Origin of the sequence: Oceanobacillus luteolus, from assembly GCF_042678205.1 — a bacterium.
Taxonomy (GTDB): Bacteria; Bacillota; Bacilli; order Bacillales; family Amphibacillaceae; genus Oceanobacillus; species Oceanobacillus luteolus.
On the sequence record NZ_JBHUDE010000040.1, the window covers coordinates 1 to 23044 of the forward strand.

Annotated in this window: 27 protein-coding genes; 22 read left to right on the forward strand and 5 right to left on the reverse strand. The window is 36.9% G+C overall.

Annotation, left to right across the window (positions count from 1 at the left end; genetic code table 11):
* Positions 1-129: 129 nt before the first annotated feature.
* A complete protein-coding gene (locus tag ACFSBH_RS07880; RefSeq protein WP_251517545.1) occupies positions 130-1068 on the reverse strand; it encodes a COX15/CtaA family protein in 939 nt (312 codons plus the stop codon).
* A gap of 559 nt (positions 1069-1627) precedes the next feature.
* Here ACFSBH_RS07880 and cyoE point away from each other — a divergent pair.
* The 7 genes from cyoE to ACFSBH_RS07915 all read left to right on the forward strand — a co-directional run bounded on the left by cyoE (position 1628) and on the right by ACFSBH_RS07915 (position 8084).
* Positions 1628-2572 carry a heme o synthase gene (cyoE, locus tag ACFSBH_RS07885; protein ID WP_379596985.1) on the forward strand — a complete coding sequence of 315 codons (945 nt, stop codon included), beginning with the start codon at positions 1628-1630 and terminating at the stop codon, positions 2570-2572.
* A gap of 62 nt (positions 2573-2634) precedes the next feature.
* Positions 2635-3687, forward strand: coding sequence for a cytochrome c oxidase subunit II (coxB, locus tag ACFSBH_RS07890; protein WP_251517542.1), 1053 nt, complete (start codon positions 2635-2637; stop codon positions 3685-3687).
* A 52-nt stretch (positions 3688-3739) separates the two neighbouring features.
* Complete coding sequence (gene ctaD, locus ACFSBH_RS07895) at positions 3740-5590, forward strand: cytochrome c oxidase subunit I (protein WP_251517539.1); 1851 nt, start codon at positions 3740-3742, stop codon at positions 5588-5590.
* A gap of 1 nt (position 5591) precedes the next feature.
* A complete protein-coding gene (locus ACFSBH_RS07900) occupies positions 5592-6215 on the forward strand; it encodes a cytochrome c oxidase subunit 3 (protein ID WP_251517537.1) in 624 nt (207 codons plus the stop codon).
* 3 nt (positions 6216-6218) lie between these two features.
* The gene (locus ACFSBH_RS07905) at positions 6219-6542 is read left to right on the forward strand and encodes a cytochrome C oxidase subunit IV family protein (RefSeq protein WP_251517534.1); all 324 of its coding nucleotides are present in this window, start codon (positions 6219-6221) and stop codon (positions 6540-6542) included.
* 135 nt (positions 6543-6677) lie between these two features.
* Positions 6678-7574 (forward strand): cytochrome c oxidase assembly factor CtaG, encoded by an 897-nt coding sequence (gene ctaG, locus ACFSBH_RS07910; RefSeq protein ID WP_251517531.1) that lies wholly within the window; start codon positions 6678-6680, stop codon positions 7572-7574.
* A gap of 54 nt (positions 7575-7628) precedes the next feature.
* The gene (locus ACFSBH_RS07915; protein WP_251517528.1) at positions 7629-8084 is read left to right on the forward strand and encodes a DUF420 domain-containing protein; all 456 of its coding nucleotides are present in this window, start codon (positions 7629-7631) and stop codon (positions 8082-8084) included.
* A gap of 58 nt (positions 8085-8142) precedes the next feature.
* On the opposite strand, the gene ACFSBH_RS07920 is transcribed toward ACFSBH_RS07915, so the two are convergent.
* Positions 8143-8517 carry a YugN family protein gene (locus ACFSBH_RS07920; RefSeq protein WP_251517524.1) on the reverse strand — a complete coding sequence of 125 codons (375 nt, stop codon included), beginning with the start codon at positions 8515-8517 and terminating at the stop codon, positions 8143-8145.
* 206 nt (positions 8518-8723) lie between these two features.
* Here ACFSBH_RS07920 and ACFSBH_RS07925 point away from each other — a divergent pair, with 206 nt between their 5' ends.
* From ACFSBH_RS07925 to coaD, 7 genes are all read left to right on the forward strand, one after another.
* On the forward strand, positions 8724-9785 hold the full coding sequence (locus ACFSBH_RS07925; protein ID WP_251517521.1) for a CAP domain-containing protein: 1062 nt from the start codon (positions 8724-8726) through the stop codon (positions 9783-9785).
* Between the two features lie 112 nt (positions 9786-9897).
* A complete protein-coding gene (gene ylbD, locus ACFSBH_RS07930; RefSeq protein ID WP_251517518.1) occupies positions 9898-10311 on the forward strand; it encodes a YlbD family protein in 414 nt (137 codons plus the stop codon).
* Positions 10312-10322: 11 nt separating this feature from the next.
* Positions 10323-10559 carry a YlbE-like family protein gene (locus tag ACFSBH_RS07935; protein WP_251517515.1) on the forward strand — a complete coding sequence of 79 codons (237 nt, stop codon included), beginning with the start codon at positions 10323-10325 and terminating at the stop codon, positions 10557-10559.
* Between the two features lie 57 nt (positions 10560-10616).
* On the forward strand, positions 10617-11051 hold the full coding sequence (locus ACFSBH_RS07940) for a YlbF/YmcA family competence regulator (RefSeq protein WP_251517513.1): 435 nt from the start codon (positions 10617-10619) through the stop codon (positions 11049-11051).
* A gap of 51 nt (positions 11052-11102) precedes the next feature.
* Complete coding sequence (locus ACFSBH_RS07945; RefSeq protein WP_251517510.1) at positions 11103-11378, forward strand: YlbG family protein; 276 nt, start codon at positions 11103-11105, stop codon at positions 11376-11378.
* A gap of 854 nt (positions 11379-12232) precedes the next feature.
* Complete coding sequence (gene rsmD / locus ACFSBH_RS07950; RefSeq protein ID WP_251511061.1) at positions 12233-12796, forward strand: 16S rRNA (guanine(966)-N(2))-methyltransferase RsmD; 564 nt, start codon at positions 12233-12235, stop codon at positions 12794-12796.
* Between the two features lie 140 nt (positions 12797-12936).
* On the forward strand, positions 12937-13422 hold the full coding sequence (gene coaD, locus ACFSBH_RS07955) for a pantetheine-phosphate adenylyltransferase (protein WP_251511060.1): 486 nt from the start codon (positions 12937-12939) through the stop codon (positions 13420-13422).
* Between the two features lie 16 nt (positions 13423-13438).
* On the opposite strand, the gene ylbJ is transcribed toward coaD, so the two are convergent.
* Positions 13439-14659: a sporulation integral membrane protein YlbJ gene (gene ylbJ / locus ACFSBH_RS07960; protein ID WP_379596989.1), complete on the reverse strand. Its 1221-nt coding sequence runs from the start codon at positions 14657-14659 to the stop codon at positions 13439-13441.
* A gap of 182 nt (positions 14660-14841) precedes the next feature.
* Between ylbJ and ACFSBH_RS07965 the strand changes: the two genes are divergently transcribed.
* Positions 14842-15858, forward strand: a complete 1017-nt coding sequence (locus ACFSBH_RS07965) for a SepM family pheromone-processing serine protease (protein WP_251511058.1) — start codon at positions 14842-14844, stop codon at positions 15856-15858.
* A gap of 54 nt (positions 15859-15912) precedes the next feature.
* Here the strand turns inward: ACFSBH_RS07965 and ACFSBH_RS07970 are convergent, their stop codons facing one another.
* Entirely contained in the window at positions 15913-17127 is a 1215-nt protein-coding gene (locus tag ACFSBH_RS07970) for a nucleotidyltransferase (protein WP_251511057.1), read from the reverse strand.
* A 151-nt stretch (positions 17128-17278) separates the two neighbouring features.
* On the opposite strand from ACFSBH_RS07970, the gene ACFSBH_RS07975 reads away from it, so the two are divergent.
* The 4 genes from ACFSBH_RS07975 to ACFSBH_RS07990 all read left to right on the forward strand — a co-directional run bounded on the left by ACFSBH_RS07975 (position 17279) and on the right by ACFSBH_RS07990 (position 19418).
* A complete protein-coding gene (locus tag ACFSBH_RS07975) occupies positions 17279-17812 on the forward strand; it encodes a YceD family protein (protein ID WP_251511056.1) in 534 nt (177 codons plus the stop codon).
* A 40-nt stretch (positions 17813-17852) separates the two neighbouring features.
* Positions 17853-18026 (forward strand): 50S ribosomal protein L32, encoded by a 174-nt coding sequence (gene rpmF, locus ACFSBH_RS07980; protein WP_251511055.1) that lies wholly within the window; start codon positions 17853-17855, stop codon positions 18024-18026.
* Between the two features lie 79 nt (positions 18027-18105).
* Positions 18106-18867, forward strand: coding sequence for an enoyl-CoA hydratase/isomerase family protein (locus ACFSBH_RS07985; RefSeq protein ID WP_251511053.1), 762 nt, complete (start codon positions 18106-18108; stop codon positions 18865-18867).
* Positions 18868-18932: 65 nt separating this feature from the next.
* Positions 18933-19418: an RsfA family transcriptional regulator gene (locus ACFSBH_RS07990; RefSeq protein ID WP_251511051.1), complete on the forward strand. Its 486-nt coding sequence runs from the start codon at positions 18933-18935 to the stop codon at positions 19416-19418.
* A gap of 115 nt (positions 19419-19533) precedes the next feature.
* Here the strand turns inward: ACFSBH_RS07990 and ACFSBH_RS07995 are convergent, their stop codons facing one another.
* Complete coding sequence (locus ACFSBH_RS07995) at positions 19534-20034, reverse strand: N-acetyltransferase (RefSeq protein WP_251511050.1); 501 nt, start codon at positions 20032-20034, stop codon at positions 19534-19536.
* Between the two features lie 217 nt (positions 20035-20251).
* Here ACFSBH_RS07995 and ACFSBH_RS08000 point away from each other — a divergent pair, with 217 nt between their 5' ends.
* The 3 genes from ACFSBH_RS08000 to mraZ all read left to right on the forward strand — a co-directional run bounded on the left by ACFSBH_RS08000 (position 20252) and on the right by mraZ (position 22987).
* Positions 20252-20632, forward strand: a complete 381-nt coding sequence (locus ACFSBH_RS08000) for a DUF3397 domain-containing protein (protein WP_251511048.1) — start codon at positions 20252-20254, stop codon at positions 20630-20632.
* A 95-nt stretch (positions 20633-20727) separates the two neighbouring features.
* The gene (bshC, locus tag ACFSBH_RS08005) at positions 20728-22347 is read left to right on the forward strand and encodes a bacillithiol biosynthesis cysteine-adding enzyme BshC (protein WP_379596990.1); all 1620 of its coding nucleotides are present in this window, start codon (positions 20728-20730) and stop codon (positions 22345-22347) included.
* Between the two features lie 208 nt (positions 22348-22555).
* Positions 22556-22987, forward strand: a complete 432-nt coding sequence (gene mraZ, locus ACFSBH_RS08010; protein ID WP_251511035.1) for a division/cell wall cluster transcriptional repressor MraZ — start codon at positions 22556-22558, stop codon at positions 22985-22987.
* The last annotated feature ends 57 nt before the right edge of the window (positions 22988-23044 follow it).

Here is a 23044-nt window from a genome sequence, read left to right on the forward strand (position 1 = left end):
GCGTATTCAAGAAAAATTAGGCTACCAATCTCCAATAGAATTTCGTGGAATGGCAGCCTAAGAAGGTGTTTTATTATTGTCTCAAATTGCTATGTCAGTCTAATTTGAGCGATGTTTTTTTAGTTGTTTTCAATGAGTTTCATTTACTTGCCCTGATTTCTCCTTATAAGCACTTCGGTTTGCCAGTAAAATAAAGTAGCTTAACATACCGAAGAAACAAGAAATGAATAGAGCATGTGCTAATGCAATAAATAAGTTGAGCATCGTGAATATGATAAGTGCTCCAGATAATACTTGGAGTAGGATTAGACTAAGTGCGATCGACCATCCACCAACCATTACAGTCGACTTTTTATAATTCTTAACAATTTTTATGAATAATAATATAGTCCATATAACAAGAATTGCAGCACTTAGACGATGTCCCATCTGTACCCATTGTTGGAAATTATATCCTATAACATTCAATGGTTCATTGTTATAGCAGAAAGGCCAGTCCGGGCAAACTAAGTTTGATTCGGTATGTCGAACTAGTGCTCCTGTATAAACGACTGCCAAGGTATAAATCATTAATGCCAGAATCTCAATTCGATGTTTCTTTTGAATATGTAGGGATTCTGTATCTAATTTCTTATCTGCTTCAAAGATGAGTAACGTCAATAGAAATATAGTCGCAAATGAAATAAGTGAAATCCCGAAATGCAATGCGAGAACAAAATCAGATTGCCCCCACATAACCGCTGCAGCACCAATGAGCGCTTGTAAAACTAGGAAGAATACCGAACTCACTGAAAGGAATTTCACTTCGCGAATATGGCCGAGATGTTTCCAAGCTATAATTGCTAAAATAAGTACGACAATACCAACTGATCCAGAAACAAGACGGTGGCTAAGCTCGATAACCATTTCAAAAGTAAACTCAGATGGTACGACTTGCCCTTCACATAATGGCCAGCTATCCCCACAACCATCTTCAGAACCTGTCTTGGTTACCAATGCCCCCCCTAATAGAACGAAGATCATCCCAATTGTCGCAACAACGGATAACCACTTTAAATGTTTGATCATTATAAAGCCTCACTTCTTCTGTTGAAAATAATCACAGTAAAGTCTTCCGCAAAACTCCCGCCTCCAAACAGAAGAAATACTCCTAATTTGGGCGGGAGGACGGACATACTACACTGCATAGACACTCAGTAGTATAAAAATCCTACCGAGTGAAGTTTCGATTTATATATGCTTTCATCTTATAATAATATTAATCTAGTCCAATTTCAAAGTATTTTAACCATTATTGATGATAAGTCACAGAATTGTAATAGATTTAACTGTAATAACCGTTTTCACTATGCGAATAGTAAAAAATACTTGAAATGTTTGCTGGAGTCTGCTAGAAATAATATGAGGGCCGAGACCGTTGTACTTGGAATATTACTACAATACATAGATGAATGATTCGTTTTTCTTATACAATTAATAATTATTTCAATTAAACAATAATTATTAGGTTATATGGGTTTATTAGAATCTTAATCAATTCCATGTTACAATAAATGTAATTGTCGTTGCTAGCAAATTAACTCAGCGATAACGAATACTCGGTTTCCTGTAAAGGGGGGAAAGAATAATGAACAAGGTGGAGACGCCATACAGAGAAGTTATTGGTGACGCCACGATTCCTGCCAAAAAAAAAATGAAAAACTTTATACAAGCTGTTAAAGCACTTATTAAAATTGGTATTGTCAATTCCAATCTGATAACGGTAGTCGCTGGTTTTTGGTTGGCCATATACTTTAGTGGTTTTGCATTTACCGATCATATCGGTACATTGATAATAACTCTTATTGGTAGTGCTTTTGTTATTGCCGGTGGAGCGATTCTCAATAATTGGTATGATGTTGATATTGATCCGAAAATGAGCCGTACGAAGACACGGCCAACTGTAACCGGATTATTCTCGCTTAGAAGCGTACTTATATCAGGTATAGTGACCACCATAATCGGGCTGGCAATCCTACTTCTATTCACAACCGTATATGCGGCTATTTTTGCTTTTATCGGTTGGTTTGTTTACGTCGTCCTATATACGATGTGGTCAAAAAGGAAATATACGTTAAATACTATTGTAGGTTGTTTTTCTGGTGCAATGCCTCCATTGATTGGTTGGTTTGCAATATACCCAGAAGTTCATATTGTACCGGTTGCACTATTTTTAATTATGTTTATATGGCAAACACCGCATTTCCTTGCGTTGGCAATGAAGAAGACGAAGGAATATAAAGCGGCGGGTGTACCGATGTTGCCAGTGGTTTATGGATTTGAAATGACAAAGAGACAAATTATCATTTACGTCGCTTGCTTATTGCCAATTCCATTTTTATTAACATCACTTGGAACAGTTTTTGTCGTAATTGCAACCTTATTGAATATTGGATGGTTAATCCTTGCTTTTACAGGAATGTTTGCGAAGAATGATTTGAAATGGGCTAATATGATTTTTGTTTATTCATTGAACTATCTGGTGATTCTATTCCCATTAATGATCATAGTTACATTACCAATATTTAATTGATTATTGTCCTTAAATAAATTTATATATAAGGAACTAACAACTAGAAAGAGAGGTATGAATACATGAAAGCTTGGATGGGCAAATTAAAAGCATTTATGCTTTTTAGTTTCCTGACAATCTTACTTGCAGGTTGTGGGAAAGAAAACTTGACTGCTCTAGATCCTAAAGGTTATGGAGCAGAAAGCTCAATGGATATTATTCTCCTTACTACGATAGTAATGTTGGGCGTATTCTTTGTTGTAATGATTATCTATACGATTGTATTAATGCGCTTCCGCCGTAAAAAAGGAGATACTACTATTCCAAAACAAGTGGAAGGAAACAAAACGTTGGAGACTGTATGGACAGTCATTCCAATTATCCTAGTGTTTATCATGGGTATTCCAACAGTAATTTATACGTTCGACCTAGCGGACACATCAGAGGCTAGTGGCTCAATAAACATTGATGTTACAGGGAAACAATACTGGTGGAATTTTGAGTACCAGGGCGAAGAGGTAGTAACGAGTCAGGACTTATATATCCCGACCGGAGAAAAAGTATACCTTAATATGCTATCTTCTGACGTAATTCACTCATTCTGGGTACCAACGATCTCTGGAAAGATGGACGTTAACCCGGAAAACGTAAACACAATGTACATTGAAGCTTATGAAGAGGGTGTTTATTGGGGTAAATGTGCGGAACTTTGTGGACCGTCTCACTCCCTAATGGATTTCAAAGTAATTGCTGTCAGTCCTGAAGAATACGAACAATGGATTTCAGACATGCAAAATGTAGACCCTGAAGCGGTTCCGTCTGATGCAGTTGCACAGGAAGGACAAGAACTATTCCAAAATAACTGTATGGGCTGTCATGCAATTGGTTCAGCTCCAGTAGGTATGGGTCCGAACTTGACGAACTTTGGTGACCGTACTCATTTCGTAGGTTATCTTGAGCCTACAAAAGAAAACCTAGTTGATTGGATTATGGATCCAGAGTCAGTTAAACCTGGTAACCTTATGACTGGTACGTATGATGTATCTGAAGAGGAAGCTGATAAGATTGCGGATTACTTAATGCAACTTAAGCCTTCAGAAATTACACCTGAAAGTGCTGGCGGATTAAAAGACTAAAATTAGATAATATCATTTTTGGGATGGAAAACAAAAGAGGGAGGTTTATGCTTTGAGTACAGCTACTCAAAAGAGAAGCTTTAGTGCCGCGTTATGGGATTACTTAACCACCGTTGACCATAAAAAGGTTGGAATATTGTATATGGCATTCGGTGCGTTCTTCTTCATACTCGGTGGTTTAGAAGCTCTAATTATTCGTATTCAGTTGGTTAAGCCTGAAAACGACTTTATTTCTGCAGGTTTTTACAATGAAATGATTACTATGCATGGAACGACAATGATCTTTTTCGCTGCCATGCCGATACTTATTGGATTAATGAACTATATCATGCCACTTCAAATCGGTGCGCGTGACGTTGCTTTTCCGTTTCTAAACGGATTGGGTGTTTGGTTGTTCATCATGGGTGGACTACTGATGAACGTGAGTTGGTTTACAGGAGGAGCTCCGGATGCAGGTTGGACTAACTATGCGCCTCTATCCTTACAATCTCCTGGTCATGGAATTAATTATTATGTAATGGGACTGCAACTTTCGGGTGCGGGAACATTAATGAGTGGAATTAACTTTATCGTAACAATTGTATTAATGCGTGGACCAGGTATGACGTATATGAGAATGCCTTTATTCTCATGGACTACACTTGTTGCTAGTATTCTTATTCTATTTGCGTTTCCTGCCTTTACAATTGCACTATTCTTAATGCAATTTGACCGTATGTTCGGTTCAGCATTCTTTGATATTGCTTTAGGTGGTAACTCCATTATCTGGCAACACTTGTTCTGGATATTCGGTCACCCGGAAGTGTATATCTTGATATTACCGGCATTTGGTATCTTTAGTGAGATCTTCCCAACGTTTTCTAAGAAAAGATTATTCGGTTATACCGCAATGGTCTTTGCGACATTCTTGATCGCATTCTTAGGATTTATGGTTTGGGCTCACCACATGTTTACAGTAGGATTAGGTCCTGTTGCTAACGCAATATTCGCAATTGGTACTATGGCAATCGCTGTACCAACAGGTATTAAAATATTTAACTGGCTCCTTACAATGTGGGGAGGAAGTGTTGCAATCACTACACCAATGCTATATGCACTTGGATTCATCCCATCATTTACAATTGGTGGTATGACAGGGGTAATGCTTGGTGCTACAGTGGCTGACTTCCAGTACCACGATACGTATTTCGTAATTGCCCATTTCCACTATGTAATTGTTGGTGGTGTAGTATTTGGTATCTTGGCGGCTATGCATTACTGGTGGCCATTAATGTTTAACCGTGTCTTGAATGATAAGTTAGGAAAACTTGAATTCTGGTTATTCTTTATCGGTTTCCACTTAACGTTCTTTATCCAGCATTTCCTAGGATTAATGGGTATGCCTCGTCGTTATTGGGTATTCCTTGAGAACCAAGGACTTGACTTAGGAAACGCAATTAGTACAGTTGGAGCCTTCTTCATGGCTGCAGGTGTCATTGTATTCCTATATAATGTTGTTTACAGTTACGTTAAAGGTGAAGCAGCACCTCAAGATCCATGGGATGGTAGAACTCTTGAGTGGACAGTACCTACTCCGGTACCATTCTACAACTTTAAGCAACTTCCTTTGACACGTGGATTAGATCCATTATGGATTGAAAAAATGGAAGGTGACGGTAAAATGAAACCAGCAGAACCACTTGCTGATATTCATATGCCAAACAATTCAATTCTTCCATTCTTAATTAGTAGTGGATTTACTCTTGCATCTTTCGGATTTATTTATCAGTTGGATGGTCCAGTTGGAAGAATTCTGATTTATATCGGTATGGCTTTCGCTATTGGATGTATGATTATCCGCTCTCTGAAAGATGATCATGGTTATAATGTAACCAAAGAAGAACTCGAAAAGGAGGGCGCTTAAGATGAGTCATGATTATTCAATAGATCCGAATAATTTACCTGAAGATCCGTCAAGAGTTACTGCAGAAGGTAAAATGAAACATCTTGGATTATGGATGTTCCTTGGCGGTGAGACAGTTCTTTTCGCAAGTCTTTTCGGAACTTATATCGCATTGAAAGACTCGACTGCAGGCGGCCCGACAACGCAAGATTTATATGGCCTGGAGCTTGTGTTCTTAATGACGTTGCTTCTACTTACGAGTTCATTAACGAGTGTTTATGCGATCTACCATATGAAGAACAATAATTTCAAACAAATGCAACTATGGTTTGGAATTACAGGTTTGTTAGGTTTAGGGTTCCTTGCTTGTGAGATTTACGAGTTTGCCCATTATATTACAGATTACGGCTTTACTTTCCGTTCGTCTGCGTTCGGTTCAGCATTCTATACATTAGTTGGTTTCCACGGAGGTCACGTAATCTTCGGACTGAGCTGGCTTATTGTATTGATGGTCCGTAACGCAAAACGCGGACTAGACACATATAATGCTGCTAAGTACAATACATTTGCATTATACTGGCACTTTATTGACGTTGTCTGGGTATTTATCTTTACTGTCGTATATCTGATGGGGATGGTGAGTTAATCGATGACGAATAACACAACTTCGAACAAAGCTGAAGCTTACCGTAAGCAGGAAAGCAAGGATGAAATGAAAAAGCAATTGATTAGCTTTGGTATGATGATTGCATTCACAATCATTGCTTTTGCTCTAGTAGGAACGGATGTTATCCAAGGTTCATTCCTAACTATTCTGCTCTTTGTACTTGCTTTTGTACAAATGATGTTCCAATTCTTATACTTCATGCATATGAAAGACAAAGGTCATGCTGAAGCATCAGGAATTATTTACGGTGGATTCTGGGTTACTTTCTTAGTGATGCTAGGCCTCGGAGTAATTTCCTGGTGGTAAATGAAAACATGAATAAAAAAGATCGGGTTAGTTCCCGGTCTTTTTTTTACGAATTTCGTCACAAATTTCCCTGTTTGCAATGAAAATATGCTATATAATAAGTAGATAAACTTTTCTCATCTGGAGTGAATACTTATGTGGTTAGAACTACAAATTTTCGGATTTAGAGCATTATGGAGTCCTTATTTCTTTCTATTTTGTGTCGTGCTAGGAGTAGCTTATTACCTGATAACTGGCCCGTATCGACATAAATTTGGGGGAACTGATAAACCAACTATTAAACAACATATTCTAGTATATACCGGACTATTTTTATTATATTTGGTAAAAGGAGCTCCAATCGATTTATTGTCTCATATCATGCTTACCGCACATATGACACAGATGGCAATTTTCCTATTGCTATTTCCAATCCTTATTATTAAAGGTGTACCACTATGGATTTGGGAAAAATTACTTAATAATCGTATTTTAGGGCCGATTATTAAACTGTTAACAAAGCCGCTGATTTCACTGCTCTTATTTAATGGTTTGTTCTCGGTGTATCATATTCCAGTTGTATTTGATTTTTCCAAGTCTGCTCCTATTTGGCATTTTGTTATTCATACGGTGTTATTAATAGCAGCATTTATAGTGTTTATGCCGTTATTGCTTCCATTCAAAGAGATTAATACGATGACACCTCTTATGAAAATCGGATATATATTTGCCAATGGTGTGTTAATTACACCAGCCTGTGTACTTATTATCTTTTCTGATGTTCCAGTATACAGTGCTTACTTGGAAGACGGAGCATGGCTTCAAGCGCTGGCGATTTGTGTACCAAATGATGTATTATCAGGAATATCAGTGACTCTTTCTGGTCCTGAAATGTTCTCTCCACTTAGTACACTTATTGATCAGCAATTAGGTGGAATTATTATGAAAGTACTTCAAGAAATAATTTATATGACACTCCTTATTAGAGTATTTTTTGGATGGTTTACTAAAAAGTCTATGGAAGTAGATCCGATTACAGTTGATGCGAGATAAGGAAGTGAAAATGAATTTCGACGCATTTTTTAAAAGCTAGAAAGGGAGACAGACATGCCGTTATTACCAACAATCAGTACTGCATTTATTTTATTAAGCGCTATTTTAGTAGCAATAGGATGGCGGTTTATTGTAAAAGGGAAGAAAGAAGCACATAAAAAAACGATGATTTCTGCAGCAGTAAGTGCCCTTCTGTTTTTCATCATTTATATGTCTAGAACGATATTTGTTGGAAACACAAGTTTCGGAGGACCAGATGATATAAAAATCTATTATACAATTTTCTTGGTTTTTCATATTATCCTGGCTACAACTGGTGCTATCTTTGGAATTATTACACTTGTCCTCGCTTTTAAACGAAATATAACCAAGCATGAGAAGCTTGGTCCATGGACTAGTGTTATATGGTTCTTTACTGCTATTACAGGTGTTATGGTCTATCTACTCCTGTATGTCTTATATACTGGAGGAGAAACGACAAGTCTTCTAAAAGCAATCTTCGGATTTTAAGTAATGTAAAAAGGTCAACTTTTATGTAAAAGTTGACCTTTTTTGTTTATAATTATGCTTAATCTTGTTCTATTGCAAGTGGCTTTAATTCATTAGCCAGATTAGTTAATAATGTTTGAGCACGCTCTACTAATGATTCTGGGAAGTTTTCTTCTTCACCATATTCTATCCCATGTGGATAATAATGTTTCCCAAGTAAAGGTGTTAAAAGTTTGATGACAGCATCTTTGCTATCAACATTTCCACTAGTAGCATAGCCTTGGACGCGAATATAATATGTAATATTTTTTTCATTAGAACCAATTTTATAATCATATGTTACGCGTTCATAGTCCCACTGTCCAGCACGGATAAATGCATGTTGACCAGTGATCTTATCAAGTGGTTTTAAATCGATTACTAAATCATCAATCCCTGTGTTTTCAATTCGCATTTTGTTCACCCCTTATAATTGTCCTCGTTATTTAATCATAGTACGAAAAGAAATAATTTGCAATGAATAACTTGTCTGATAGAATCTATTTAACTCAATACATATTGCTGCTCAGGGATTAAATTTGAAAATAATAGGGAAGAGATTGAATGTAATATCCTATTACTTCATAGAATGTAATATAACATGATAGAGGGGCTGTTATAGTGCGCATATTACGTAGTTTAATTCTATTAACGTTAGTTGCAATTATTGTATTTTACTGGATGGAACCGAATGAGCAGACGACCCAATCCTCTGGAAAACACGATGTGGTTGAAAAATCATTAATGTTGAAATCAAAGTCATCACCAACATTCTCAGCAAGTAAGGAAGTCCGAGACGGTAATTTATATAGTTGGGTAGGGATGTCGGAGGATGAGCTTCTAAATGAGATGGGCGAGCCTAACCGAAAGGATTTAAGTGCATATAACTATGTTTGGTGGGTATATACCGATGGAGAAGAAAAGTATATTCAATTTGGAATGGAAGATGGAGTTATTCGAACCGTATATGCAACTGGAACTGAAATGCCTGTAGAGCCACTACAAATTGGCCAGACATATGATTTCATCATCAAGGAATATCCCTTTGAAGAAGAAGTGACTTATACGGACGGTTTAGCTTCTTATATGTTTCGTATGACAGATGAAGATATTTTAAGACGACCATTAGTGAAACTTTCGGATGATTTATTTATGCAATTGTATTTTGATACTTTTACTAAAGAATTGTCATCTATACGTATTATGGATGCAGAAGTATTATTAAGGCATCAACCCTATGAGGTGGTCTATCGAGGATCGTTACCACAGAAAGAAGAGCTTACTGAAGAAGACTGGAGAAAAGTTGAAAGAGGGATGGAACAACAAATATTTGATATTAGTAATGTGATCCGCAATCGGTTTGGCAAAGCTCCATTGGAATGGGAAGAAGAGGTCAGTGAAGTGGCTTTCCTCCATAGTAAGGATATGAGTGATCATGATTATTTTTCTCACTATAGCTTGAACGGAGACGGGTTAAAAGAGAGACTGGGAGTATCAGGTGTGTTCTATATCTCTGCAGGAGAAAATATTGCCGCACAATATCCCGATGCAGCTTCGGCTGTAGAAGGCTGGTTAAATAGTGATGGACATCGTGAAGCATTATTAGCAGAAGAATATACGCATCTCGGTGTAGGCGTCTATCGATTATATTATACACAGAATTTCTTAGCAAAGCCGATGTAATGTCGGCTTTGTTTATTTATTATTTCATCTAGTTACCTTCAAGAACAGATATAGGCTGTTTGCATATTTTATTAATAAAGTCTATTTATCATGGTTAGAGAGGTGAAATAATATGAAGGAAGATGATCATCAAAATGAGCTTCTCCAATTTAAGGAGTTTATAAATAATCATCCAAAATTAATTCGAGAAATTCGGAAAAATGGTAAGAGCTGGCAAGAACTATATGAACAATGGGTATTGCTTGGTGAAGATGATATACATTGGAATCAGTATAAGGATGATATAGAGGATAAAGAAGCCGAAAATCAGGATAAAGACGGAATATTTTCTAAATTGGACTTAAAACCAGATTTAGTTAAACAAGTATTAAAGTATGCTGAAACCATTGATATAAATAAATTACAGGAACAAGTTCAACAGCTTAGCAAAACTATAGGCACTGTGCAGGAAATCGTCAATCAATACCAACAACCAAAGCGAACGGGAAATCAAAAGGATCGTCCATTTGACTGGTTTACAGATTAGGGGGAATCCTTATGGACTTAGCTACTTATCAATACTTGCAAAATAATCCAAGAGCACTTGAATTCATAAGATTAAATCCAATATGGTACCGATATTTATCAAGAGACGGGGTAAAGCGTACCCAAGATCTTGAAAAAGAAGTTAAAATATTCTTTGGTCAAACCTTTTCAGGAAGATTAAACCGAATGAATGATCAAGTTCAAATGGCCTCCATGCTCATCCAAGTTGCTAACATTTTAAAAGATTAATGTCGTTTTATTTTCAGAAATGAAATAAAGTGTTAGAATCAGAGTGGAGGTGTTAATATGATTGCTACAATGGAATACGTATCCATTTTAGATAACGCTGAAAAACTCGGTGAAATGGTTTTCCAATCTGAAGTGATGGAGGACTATTTAGAGAAGAAATTGGAAATGGAACAAGATGCAGAAGCCCAAAAGTTAATTAAAGCTTTTAATCATATAAAAGATCATTATGAAGACATCCAACGATTTGGAAGATATCATCCTGATTACCAAGAAATTATGAAAAAAGTACGTTCTACAAAAAGAGCTATGGATATGCATGACACAGTAGCAGCTTTTAAAGTAGCTGAACGCAACTTACAAAGCTTATTAGATGAAATCAGCAGTTATGTTGCTACAAGTGTAAGTGAACAAATTAAGGTGCCGAAAGATGGGGCTCTTCTTACGGATAACTGTGGTTGCGGAAGTGGCGGCGGCTGTGGGTGTGCCTCTTAAATTTGAACATAATATAGTTCTCCTTTTAAAAAGTTAGGAAGGTGAAAAAGCTTGATTAAAAAACGACAAGGGCTGATTGTTTGGTTCCAACATATGAAAAACTTAAAGCACATTAAAAGATATGGCAATCTGATCTATGCCTCTAAGAAGCACAAATATGCGGTCGTCTATGTTAATCAAGATGAAATAGACACAATTGAGCTAAAGTTGCTCCGTCATTCTTTTGTATCAAAGGTCGAGCGATCATATAAACCATTCGTTCGCACAGATTATGAAAATGCGAAACCCGACGAAGCGAAGGACTATGACTATAAAATGGGTATTTAAGTTACTAACAGAGCCTGACAAAGAAAAAAACCTGCAGAAACATTTCTGCAGGTTCTTTTTGTTTCCATATTGAAAACAAAAAGACAAAGGGAGAGGAGAAACCAGAGTAAAACCTACGGGGAAGAATAAGTATACTCTGTTCGAATCAACCAATAACTAGGTTGAATCATTAACCTATTATGTACAAAGAAATAAATAATATACAAGAATGGATTATTTTAATGATAAATATTGAAAAATAAACTGGATTATTATTTGAAACTCATTCGTAAGTCCGCAGCCCGGAAATATTGAGATTTGGAGTATTGTATCATTATGGGAAGAAAAAGTTATTATTCTTGGCATCAGAACAACAAACATAATCTTAAAAATAGTGATTTACGTATAATAATTTATTTAATTATTGACTATATGATTTCAAGGCACTTATTTAGATACCTTCTTGCTATTGCATGTTTGAGGTTTCTAATCAAATGATAAATAAATTATAGATGAAATAACTGTAGTGTTCGAGGCAAATGTATAAATATTTAATTCAATGCTCTAATTATAGGGCTTGCTATGAGAAGCCCCCGGTACTCCGTAGACTCCTGTGGGAGCAGAGGCATCGGTGAGACCCTGCAGTGGGCTTGCCCACGAGGAGGCTCACCAGCCGCCCACGGAAAGCGAAGGGGTATCGGGGGCTACGGGACCAGAGAAGGAAATATTCACCTGAATTTCAGTTAGTTAGCAATCTTTGGTGCTTATTATTTATTTCATTAACGTAATGATTTGTAAAAAAATAGTGAAGCAAAGTTTAATTATTATTAAATTTATGATAGGATTATGTCGAATCGTCGAATTGGGGTGACGTCATGAGAGTGATTGCTGGTGTCCGAAAGGGACAGGCTTTGAAAGCTGTACCTGGGAGTGCAACTAGGCCAACTACAGATAAAATTAAAGAAGCCGTTTTCCAGTCTATGGGTCCATTTTTTGATGGAGGCAATGTTTTAGATTTATTTGCCGGAAGCGGCTCACTCGGTATAGAAGCACTTAGCCGTGGGATGGAACAAGCTGTTTTTGTGGATAAGCAGGGAAAGGCAATACATACCATTAAAGAGAATTTAAAAACGGTGAGAATGGAGGACAGGGCAGAGGTCTTTCGTACAGATGCATACCGTGCTATCAAAGCTGCTGCTAAGAGAGAGTTGATATTTGATTTAATTCTTCTCGATCCGCCCTATAAAAAAGTCAGTTATACAAAACTCATCGAAGAGATAATTGAAAACAATCTCATTAAAAATGATGGTATTATTTACTGTGAACATGATCCGAATGATGAATTGCCGGATCAAAATGCTGATTTAACTATAATGAAAAAGGAAAATTACAGTAATACAATTGCAGTAACCATCTACCGTTTTAACACACAACTATAGTCCAATAACTGAGATGAGAAACTTACATACGAAAGTGGAAGGAAAAACTTCCTATATCCTTATCTCAGTTCAACTAACATTCAGTGGGGGAGGGTCTTGCGACTGAATGGGTTTCATAACATTTAGAGAGGGGTAAAATAATGTCAAAATTAGCCATTGTTCCTGGAAGCTTCGATCCATTTACTAATGGACATTTAGATATTGTAGAACGAGCTGCTAAAATCTTTGGCAGAGTGATAGTAACTGTATTCAATAATCAAGCAAAATCTCCGTTATTTTCAGTAGAGGAACGTGTACGATTGATTAAAGAATCGACCAAGCATTTACCGAATGTTGAAGTGGATTCATCCAATTTTCTGTTGATGCATTATGCTACTGAAAAAAATGCCGATGTTGTTATACGAGGATTGAGAGCTGTAACCGACTTTGAATACGAGATGCAGATTACTTCTATGAACCGGACCTTAAACAAAGATATTGAAACATTCTTTATCATGACGAACAACCAATTTTCATTTTTGAGTTCTAGTATGATTAAAGAAGTGGCTCAGTATAATGGAAATATATCGGGGCTGGTACCGGAGGTTGTTGAGCAAGCATTAAAAAAGAAATTTAATTATGCATAGCTTAAAAGAGATGGCTTTAACCATCTCTTTTGCTTTTTTGGTACAGTATAATAGAACTTATCGATAAAAACAGTAGCGTAATCCAAGGGCCAATCGTAGTTAGATACATATACAATTGGTTGATCAGAGGTACGGAGGAATCCGTTATGGCCGGTACTTCTACTGTTCCCTCTGTCATTCGATTTAAATAGAGAGGTTTATAAAGAATTATGGTAAGAACACTTGCGATAATACCGTGTAAAAATCTTGCAAAAAGATAAGGAGTAAAGCGGATATCAGTTTTTGCTAAAATACTGGCAACCTGAGCTTGGATGGAAAAACCGTTGAACCCTAAAATAAAGCTAACTAAAATCAATTTTGGTGGTAGAGAATTTATTTCTATATTTGATATTAAAGTAGCGCCAAGAGTAATCTCAAATAACCCAGAGAAAAAAGGTAGTCCAAGAGCTGTTGGGATGCCTAACAAATGGAATATAACTTCAATTATTTTACTGATCCAAACGGATATGTTTACGAGATGGAGTAACTGGACAACAACCGAAAAAAGAATGATGAATCCACCGACCATCACTAACGTTTTAATAGATTGTAAAACCGCATCACCCAATACTTCGCCAAGCGGACGAGATTCTTTCATTCTAGTTTCATGCATTTGCTTCAGCGCATGAATAAAGATTGGTGAATTATGCTTTTTTTCATATTTCACTATATCTTTCTTACTTTCGCGTAGTTTGTAAAATCGCATCAATATACCGACAAACATATTACTGACATAGTGGGAAACAGCTAATAATACTCCTAGTGCAGCGTTATGGAACAATCCAACGGATATTGCTCCAAAAATAAAAAGCGGACTGGAGTTATTTGTAAAAGATACTAATCTTTCAGCTTCAATTTTAGTTAGTTGTTTTTCTTCTCGGAGTCTTGCTGCAATTTTGGCACCTGTAGGATAACCACTTGCCATACCCATCATCCAACCAAAGCTGCCGGCGCCGGGAACATTGAACAACGGACGCATAATCGGCTCAAATAAGACGCCAAGAAATTTAACTACACCAAAGGCAAGCAAAAGTTCAGCTGTAATAAAGAACGGTAGGAGGGAAGGGAATACAACTTCTGCCCACATTTTTAAACCACGTATGCTGGCGGCTAATGCTTCATCGGGAAATTGAATGAGTAATATCGTTAAACAAATTGTTACTCCGGATAACAAAATGGTTTTTAAAAATGAATTCAATCGGAAGCCCCCTAGAGACGTGCTATCTGTACAAGAGATTTTGGAAGGTGTAAAATTAATGCTAGAATAGACTATGTTTAAGTGTACAGGCTTAGTGTTCCTTATCAATATACGCAGCTCAGGGCTTTGAATATGACAAATACTTTTAGAATAGAAATAACTGTCAGGAAGGGGCGGGATAGATGAAGCTTTCAAAAAAACGAATTATTTTCTATGTGATTATATTGGTCTGCGTTTACTTTTTCGCAGTATATCGAATACCATATTACATACAAAAACCTGGAAATACCGAACCACTCAATCCGATTGTAGAAGTGGATGGTGGACATGCTAGTGAAGGAGAAATGCATTTAGTGACGGTTAGTGGACTGCAGGCTACACCTTTACAATACGTTCTTGCTAAAGTACTTCCCCATAATGAGGTTAGGCCTCTCCATGAAGTGATTCCCGAAGGTATTACACCTGATGATTACATGCATGGACAACTTCAGGTGATGGAGAGTTCTCAAGAAGCATCGCTTGTCGTTGCGTATGAATCCGCTGGGAAAGATATTACCATCGACTATGTCGGCGTATATGTTGTTGGAGTCGTAGAAAATATGCCTTCCTTTGGTAAGTTGGAGATGGGTGACCGGATAATAAGTTTAGATGGAAATGAAATTGAGGAGTCATCTGATTTAGTCAGTTATGTGGAGGGAAAACAGGCAGGAGATACGATAGCAGTTGACTTTATTAGGGAGAATGAAACGTTAAGTACTGAAATTACATTGGATTATTTCCCGAATGATGAATCGAGAGTTGGTATGGGAATCAGTCTTGTTACTGATCGGGAAGTTACAGTTGATCCAGAAGTTAACTTTTCCAGTGGAAATATAGGTGGTCCAAGTGCGGGTTTAATGTTTGCTTTGGAAATCTATGACCAATTGACGGAAGAAGATATTACGAAAGGTTATAAAATAGCTGGAACAGGTGAAATTGATTACGATGGAAATATTTATCGAATTGGTGGTGTCGACAAAAAGGTCGTATCTGCTGATCGTGAAGGAATTGACATTTTCTTCGTCCCAAATGAAAATGGTAGAGCGGATTCCAATTATGAAATTGCTAAACAAACAGCAGAAGAAATTGATAGTGAAATGGAAATCGTACCTGTAGATACATTTGATGATGCTTTAAACTATTTGGAAGAACTCCAATAACAAAAATAAAAGCTTGCGATAGGGCCACTTATGGCATGATCGCAAGCTTTTTCATTAAATACGCAAAGGTGTTCTCAGCTCTTGCTTGGATAATGACAATCTTGTTTCTGGTGAGAGGATACTATAATATGCTGCTGTTGCTCTCTCCTCCAATTGAAGCATTGGATGCATATCTTTACTGAAATTAGTAATGATAGGGACTTCCACCGTTTTTTTCATTTTGTTCAAGTATCTCTGACCTCTTTCCGTCATTCCGAGTAGACGAACGTAAGGTACTCCAGTAGATTCTTTTAGATAGGAATCCAATTCACTTTTTCTTGTATTGGTTAACAAGTGGACAAATAGCCGCTGAATTCTTGTCCAAGTATATCTTTTTGTTTTAATCGATTCCATCCATTCCTGCATACTTCGAGCATATTTTGCTGTTTTACTCAATCGGTATTCTAGGCCCTCCACAACTCCGTGGATATCACGTAATTCGGAATGTGTCATCGTTTGAACTCGATAATTTAAGATTTGGAAATAATTTTCCCATTGGTGCCAAAGCGTAGTTTTTCGTTTATATTCTTGGAGTTGATGTAGTGTCACATCTGGAATGGCAGCTATAACTTTTGAAGTTAAATTGCCTGATTGTATCATCTCATTTCGAATACTCGTTGCACTCGCGATGGCGTTTGTTATTTCAGGTTCGTGAAAGTGATTATTAATCCGCTTAATTGTATGTATTTCAATGGGGAATTTATTTTCCATTATTGTTTTCACATAGCTCATGCCTAATATATTGTTTGGCTGGGAAAGGTCCATTGCTTCAGTTGTTAATCCAATTGCTCCATATGCATGCATACTAGCTTCTGGGAAAGATAAACCCTTGTTCAACCAATGCTTTAATTCTTTTTCATAAACATCTTTTTGCTCAAGGAAACTGGTAAAACTGGTTTTAAACTGTGCTGCATCACCTGCTTCACTTCCGAAACAAATCGATGATACACCCATTTTATGGAGTGTATTTACAGCACCTTTTGCAAATAAATCACTATTTTGCACAGCAAATGCATAAGGTAACTCCAAGACAAGGTCAATGCCTGATGAGAGCGCTGCTTCAGCCCGATGATATTTATCTATTATTGCTGGTTCTCCTCGTTGAAGAAAGTTGCCACTCATTACAGCAATAACCGTATCAGCTCCGGTTACTTTTTTTGCTTCTTGGATATGATAAGCATGTCCATTATGAAATGGATTGTATTCAACAATGACACCACAGGACTTCATATACTTCAACTCCTAGGATTAATGTGCTATTATTGTAACAAACATTGTGATCGACAGGAAATTATTATTTTATTCCTGACTGTAAAGAAAAGATATTGACAAATTAGCTTTTTTCTTTTAAAATTACTCTTGTTGCCTAGAGGTGATAAACATGAAAATTACTGTATCACAAATTCGTCAAAAGAGTTTTGAACAACCTTTCGAATTTGAAGAAACAGTTGATGTTTCAGAATTGGAAACGATGAACAATGATATCCGCCGGATAAGACCGGCACATGTTAGAGCTTCATTCACAACGGATAACGAAGAAATTATTGTTTCTTTGAAAATTACAGGTGAGATGATTTTACCATGTGCTAGAACGCTTGTCGATGTTCCATATCAGTACGATATCACAGCAGATGAAATATTTTCCACTTCTCCATATTTAACTGAGGATGATTTGGAAAATGATATCCATCCAGTTGAAGGAGAAGTACTTGATTTGAAGCCACATATTCTGGAGAATATTTTATTAGAAATCCCATTCCGGGTATTTTCTGATGAAGCTAATCCAGAAGGAGCTGCACCGACAGAAGGTGAAGGTTGGAGCTTTGTTCAGGAAGAAACCAAGGAAAAGACGATTGATCCACGTTTGAAAAAATTGGAGTCTTTACTTAAAAATAATAAGAAAGAAAATGAATAGTTTGTAGAACTGTCTTTTCATTTTGAAGGAGGTGTAGGTCATGGCAGTACCTAAGCGTAAAACATCGAAAAAGGTTAAAAACCAACGTCGTACTCATAAAAAACTTCTAGTACCTGGCATGGTAGAATGCCCAAACTGTGGTGAATTAACTAAGCCACACCACGTGTGCAAATCATGTGGTCATTACAAAGGGGACGAAGTAGTTAACAACTAAACTTGTCCAATCTATAGAAACAGATCACTACTATGTGGTCTGTTTTTTATATTAAACAATATGAAGGGGGCATTCAAAGTTGGGAGAATTAATTACATACGAAAGACACATGGACGACTATGGTATTATCCGGTTAAATAGACCGGAAAAACGTAATGCAATTTCTATGGAAATGACAGCGCTTTTAAAAGATAAAATACAAAAAGCGGAAAAGGACAATTTGAAGTTTTTAATTATTACGGGAGCAGGTAACACTATGTTTGCAGCAGGTGGAGATTTATCTGAGCTGCACGGTGAGCTATCTAGTGAAGAAGCATACTTCCGGTTATTTCCTATGATGGAAGTTTTAGAAAGTATTCTCTACTTCCCGGTTCCAGTTATCGCTAAGTTAAATGGCAACGCTTTAGGTGGCGGATGTGAGCTGGCTACAGCCTGTGATATCAGAATTGCTAAAGAAAATACTAAGTTTGGATATATTCAGTCTACAATCGGGATTTTACCTGGTTGGGGAGGTGGAGCTCTACTTTATGAAAAAGTCCAACCAAGTTTTGCTCTGGATTGGATCACAAGGGGAGATGTTTTGTCGGTACAAGAACTGAAGGACAGAGGGTGGATTCACCAGATTATTGAAGAAGAAAGCTGGGAGGATGAAAAATATCTTTCTCCCTATATTGAAAAATCGGCGCAACAGATGCGTCTACTAAAAGCGCAATATAGAGCTGTTATTCAACCGGAAGAACTTCGTCGACGGATGGTTGAAGAAGTGAAGGCTTCTGCTAGTTTATGGGAGTCAGAGGCCCATAAAAAAGCACTTGAAAACTTTTCATTGAGAAAAAAGTAAACAGAGATTCTATCAATCCTCGTTATTGCATACATTGATAGCAAAGTAACACGAGGAGGAGTGCTATGAAAGAGACAAGACAGGATGCATGGACGAAAGAAGAGGATGATTTATTAGCTGAAACTGTCCTGCAATATATTAGAAATGGAAATACGCAATTAGAAGCTTTTAAAGAAGTGGCGGCTAAGCTTGCTAGAACACCAGCAGCTTGCGGTTTCCGCTGGAATGCAACGATTCGAAAACAATATGAATCAGCAATTTCTTATGCGAAAGAAGAGAGAAAAAAGATTAGTAGCCAGGCTTTAAGAGCGTTGCAGACAACTAACGATCCAGAAAAAAACGCGATTGAATCTGCTATTCAGTTACTGGAAAAGTTGAAGAGTAATGTTTCTGAAGAAATGGCTGATGAACAGGCAAAAATCATCGAAGGACTTCAAAAAGAAAATCAACAATTATTACAACAAGTGCAGCGATACCAAAACGCCTGGGCCGAAATGGAGAAGTTATGGCAATGGGTTAATAGTTCATCTGAAAGTAAAGCAGAGGTTTGAAAAAAGATTCCCATCTTGGAGAACTAATAGTTCTCTTCAAGTAGGGAATCTTTTTCATGTTTTATTTAAGTAAATGTCTATATCAGTACAAACAATCTCCTAGAAAAGCGAAACTTTAATTCGATGACTCTTCCGTTTGGTGCGTGTCTTTTTCTTGTACACCTTCAGGCAACCAAATGAGCGGATTTTCTCCCAAATCCCTTTCTAAGTCATAATGAGCTTTTTGGAAGCCCATTTTTTCCCAAAAACCATGGGAATTGATTCGTGGGCTTGTCTTGATTGGTAAATTAAAGCTTTTGGCATAGTCGACCATCATTTTACCATAACCCTGCCCCTGATAGTCTGGTAAAACTTCAAGTTTCCAAAGTGCCAAATAGTCCTGTGGCGGATCGAAGTAGTTATCGTATTTGCTCTTTATCCTGTAGAGGCTCATCCTTGCAATTAAACTTTCCCCCATATAAATACCGTAAAAGGGTGACTCACTATTGTTTTCAATAAAATTGTTCTCCAAGTCCTCGAGCATAGAAAGTTCCTGGTTTCCATATTCTCTGAAGTTCTTAAACTTCTCTAATGTCTTATAATTGATTAATAGGTTTTCCACTTTTACTTTATTCATTTCAATACCCCCTTGATCATCATGAAAAAACTTTTGCTTAATAAGTGATAGTTCTTTCTTTTTTTAATTATACCCCAATTGATAGTATTTTTAAAATCTTGTGGGTGTGAAAAAGAAGAGATGTAAATATAGTAGAGTCAAATAGGGAGTATTTTGGTACAATAAAAATTATACCTTTCGATTATGCTCGGAAAATTAATAAAGGAGAATTTCCGGAATGATAGATATTATAATTTATTTATTTTCATTTTTTATTACAATTCCGATTCTTGCAAGCTTTATAGTATATATTGGCAGTATGATTATGGAACGGAATAAGATAAAAGCAATTCATAAAATGGTTACATGGACGACGCTTTTTTACATCATTGCAGTAACAATTATGCTTGCACTGATTTTTGATAAAAGCTTTCTCGGTATCGTTTTAATTTTCTTATTAAGTGTTTTGTCTATTATTATCTTTATCCAATGGAAAACAAGACGCGATGTACAATTAAAAAAAGCAACTAAATTATTATGGAGGATTTCTTTCCTGCTCTTCTTCGTCCTATATGGTTGTTTAGCAATTGCAGGAGTCATCAAATATTTAGTGGCATAAAAAACATCGCACAAGCAAATCAAGAAAAGTGATATTTTCTTCAGGATTAGATACAATACACTTGGACTGATTCAAATTAAAGGAGTAGACATTAGATGCGAATCGACGCAATGCATATGAAGAATGAAAGTCAGTTGATCGCTGATTACAAAAATGGAAAAGAGATTAGAAAGTTTTTTGATTACGACCCTTTTAAGTCGTTTGGAGTTCGGGCGGAAGAATTAAAGATGAGACAATTCAAACGCAATGAACTGGCTCCTATACTCGAAGAATGCAATACGCGTTGGGGCGCTGGCGAAGAGACGTTGAAGCAAATTGAGAAACTAAAAAACCCTGATTCCGTCGTAGTTGTTGGTGGCCAGCAGGCTGGTTTGTTGACGGGGCCGTTATATACAATCAACAAAGTCATTTCCATTATACAACTGGCGAGGGAACAAGAGGAAATATTGGGTACACCAGTACTGCCAGTTTTTTGGATTGCTGGTGAAGATCATGATTATGAAGAAATCAATCATGTTTTTTTACCTGAGAAACAACGATTAAAAAAGTTCAAGTTTAATCAATCACATTATAAGAAGAAACCAATTTCTGAGATTAAGTTGGATAAATCATTAGCTGAAAAATGGATCAATGAGTTATTCTCAACATTAGAAGAAACAATTCACACAAAAGAAATTTATAACATGATCCTAAAAGCGATCCACGATTCAGAAAGTTTTACGGACTTCTTTGCTACACTTATACATAGGTTATTTGAAAAAGAAGGATTGATTTTACTGGACGCAGCAGATAAACGTGTTCGGAAAATCGAAAATGACTATTTCATTCGGTTAATTGAAAATCAACCAAAAATAAGTGAGGGAGTTACTCAAGCTTCCAAAGAGTTGGCGAATATGGATTATACCACCTCACTTGAAGATCTCGATCCGTCAGACGGTCATCTCTTCTATCATCAAGATGAGGAGCGAATCCTGCTTAAGCGAACAGAAGAGGGAGATTGGATAGGTAAGCAAGAGGAGATCAATCTTTCGACAGAAGAGTTATTGAAGATCGCGAACGAACAACCTGAAAAGCTTAGCAATAATGTGGTGACTCGTCCCATTATGCAGGAACTTCTGCTACCGACATTAGCCTTTATTGGGGGACCTGGGGAAATTGGTTATTGGTCAATCTTAAAGCCGGCATTTCACTCCTTAGATCTGAAAATGCCGCCTGTAGTACCAAGATTATCATTCACATTTATTCCAGAACGAACAAAGAAGGCCTTAGTTGCAACTGGAATTTCACTGGAGACAGCCCTTCACCACGGAAGCGCGGACGAAAAAGAAAAATGGTTATTGAGTAAGCAACAGCCTCCTATTACTCAATTAGCTGATGATCTAAAAAAGGTAATTGAACAAGCACATCAGCCTATTCGAAGAGTCGCTGAAGACATCCGGGATGACATCGGAGCTCTCGCTGAAAAGAATTTATTTTATTTACATCGAGAAATCGATTATCTGACAAATCGGATGGAACAGGCGTTAGAGGAGAAGTACGAAAAGGAGATTTCACAATTCGAATTAATCCAGATGATGCTGAATCCGGAAGGTGGATTACAGGAACGTACCTGGAGTGTACTTCCATTTCTTAATGAATATGGAACTGAGTTCATTTCAAAACTTGCTCGCTCCTCATGTTCTTTTAAAAATCAACATTATATTGTGGAACTATAATTTGGGATTACCCACCCATTCCTCCACCTTTCACCACTTATAAAAAATTAAAGAAGAAAGCTGTTAAACGTTGATTTAACAGCTTTCTTCTTTTTTGTATTACCATTTTTATCCTTAGTGAAATAAAAAATGAATGATAAACGAAAAAATTAGTGGAGGATAGTGGAGGGTTGTGGTAATATAATATTACGAAAGTGGGGAGAAAGAAATGTTCATGGGTGAATACAAGCATAACGTAGATACGAAGGGAAGAATGATTGTACCCGCCAAGTTCCGTGAAGAGCTTGGGGAGACTTTTGTTGTGACTCGTGGTCTTGATAAATGCTTATTCGCTTACCCAATGAACGAATGGAAGGTAATAGAAGAGAAACTAAAACAACTCCCCTTAACTAAAAAAGATGCTAGAGCTTTCACTCGTTTTTTCTTTTCCGGCGCAGTTGAATGCGAAGTGGATAAGCAGGGCAGAATAAATATCCCAGCGAACTTACGAACATATGCAGAACTTGAAAAGGAATGTGTAGTTATCGGAGTTTCGGAACGAGTTGAGATTTGGGCTAACGAAAAATGGGAAGACTACGTGGAGGAATCTGAAGAATCCTTCTCTGAAATCGCAGAAAACCTATTGGACTTTGATATTTAATACGAAAAGCGCATACGCGTGCACAAAATCAAGCTAAAAAACGAATCAGGAAATAAC

Bases quoted from the DNA above. Each gene is read 5' to 3' on its own strand.
- ACFSBH_RS07880 (WP_251517545.1), bottom strand. From the start codon at position 1,068: ATGATCAAACATTTAAAGTGGTTATCCGTTGTTGCGACAATTGGGATG.
- cyoE (WP_379596985.1), top strand. From the start codon at position 1,628: ATGAACAAGGTGGAGACGCCATACAGAGAAGTTATTGGTGACGCCACG.
- coxB (WP_251517542.1), top strand. From the start codon at position 2,635: ATGAAAGCTTGGATGGGCAAATTAAAAGCATTTATGCTTTTTAGTTTC.
- ACFSBH_RS07900 (WP_251517537.1), top strand. From the start codon at position 5,592: ATGAGTCATGATTATTCAATAGATCCGAATAATTTACCTGAAGATCCG.
- ACFSBH_RS07905 (WP_251517534.1), top strand. From the start codon at position 6,219: ATGACGAATAACACAACTTCGAACAAAGCTGAAGCTTACCGTAAGCAG.
- ctaG (WP_251517531.1), top strand. From the start codon at position 6,678: ATGTGGTTAGAACTACAAATTTTCGGATTTAGAGCATTATGGAGTCCT.
- ACFSBH_RS07915 (WP_251517528.1), top strand. From the start codon at position 7,629: ATGCCGTTATTACCAACAATCAGTACTGCATTTATTTTATTAAGCGCT.
- ACFSBH_RS07920 (WP_251517524.1), bottom strand. From the start codon at position 8,517: ATGCGAATTGAAAACACAGGGATTGATGATTTAGTAATCGATTTAAAA.
- ylbD (WP_251517518.1), top strand. From the start codon at position 9,898: ATGAAGGAAGATGATCATCAAAATGAGCTTCTCCAATTTAAGGAGTTT.
- ACFSBH_RS07935 (WP_251517515.1), top strand. From the start codon at position 10,323: ATGGACTTAGCTACTTATCAATACTTGCAAAATAATCCAAGAGCACTT.
- ACFSBH_RS07940 (WP_251517513.1), top strand. From the start codon at position 10,617: ATGATTGCTACAATGGAATACGTATCCATTTTAGATAACGCTGAAAAA.
- rsmD (WP_251511061.1), top strand. From the start codon at position 12,233: ATGAGAGTGATTGCTGGTGTCCGAAAGGGACAGGCTTTGAAAGCTGTA.
- coaD (WP_251511060.1), top strand. From the start codon at position 12,937: ATGTCAAAATTAGCCATTGTTCCTGGAAGCTTCGATCCATTTACTAAT.
- ACFSBH_RS07965 (WP_251511058.1), top strand. From the start codon at position 14,842: ATGAAGCTTTCAAAAAAACGAATTATTTTCTATGTGATTATATTGGTC.
- ACFSBH_RS07970 (WP_251511057.1), bottom strand. From the start codon at position 17,127: ATGAAGTCCTGTGGTGTCATTGTTGAATACAATCCATTTCATAATGGA.
- ACFSBH_RS07975 (WP_251511056.1), top strand. From the start codon at position 17,279: ATGAAAATTACTGTATCACAAATTCGTCAAAAGAGTTTTGAACAACCT.
- rpmF (WP_251511055.1), top strand. From the start codon at position 17,853: ATGGCAGTACCTAAGCGTAAAACATCGAAAAAGGTTAAAAACCAACGT.
- ACFSBH_RS07990 (WP_251511051.1), top strand. From the start codon at position 18,933: ATGAAAGAGACAAGACAGGATGCATGGACGAAAGAAGAGGATGATTTA.
- ACFSBH_RS07995 (WP_251511050.1), bottom strand. From the start codon at position 20,034: ATGAATAAAGTAAAAGTGGAAAACCTATTAATCAATTATAAGACATTA.
- ACFSBH_RS08000 (WP_251511048.1), top strand. From the start codon at position 20,252: ATGATAGATATTATAATTTATTTATTTTCATTTTTTATTACAATTCCG.
- bshC (WP_379596990.1), top strand. From the start codon at position 20,728: ATGCGAATCGACGCAATGCATATGAAGAATGAAAGTCAGTTGATCGCT.
- mraZ (WP_251511035.1), top strand. From the start codon at position 22,556: ATGTTCATGGGTGAATACAAGCATAACGTAGATACGAAGGGAAGAATG.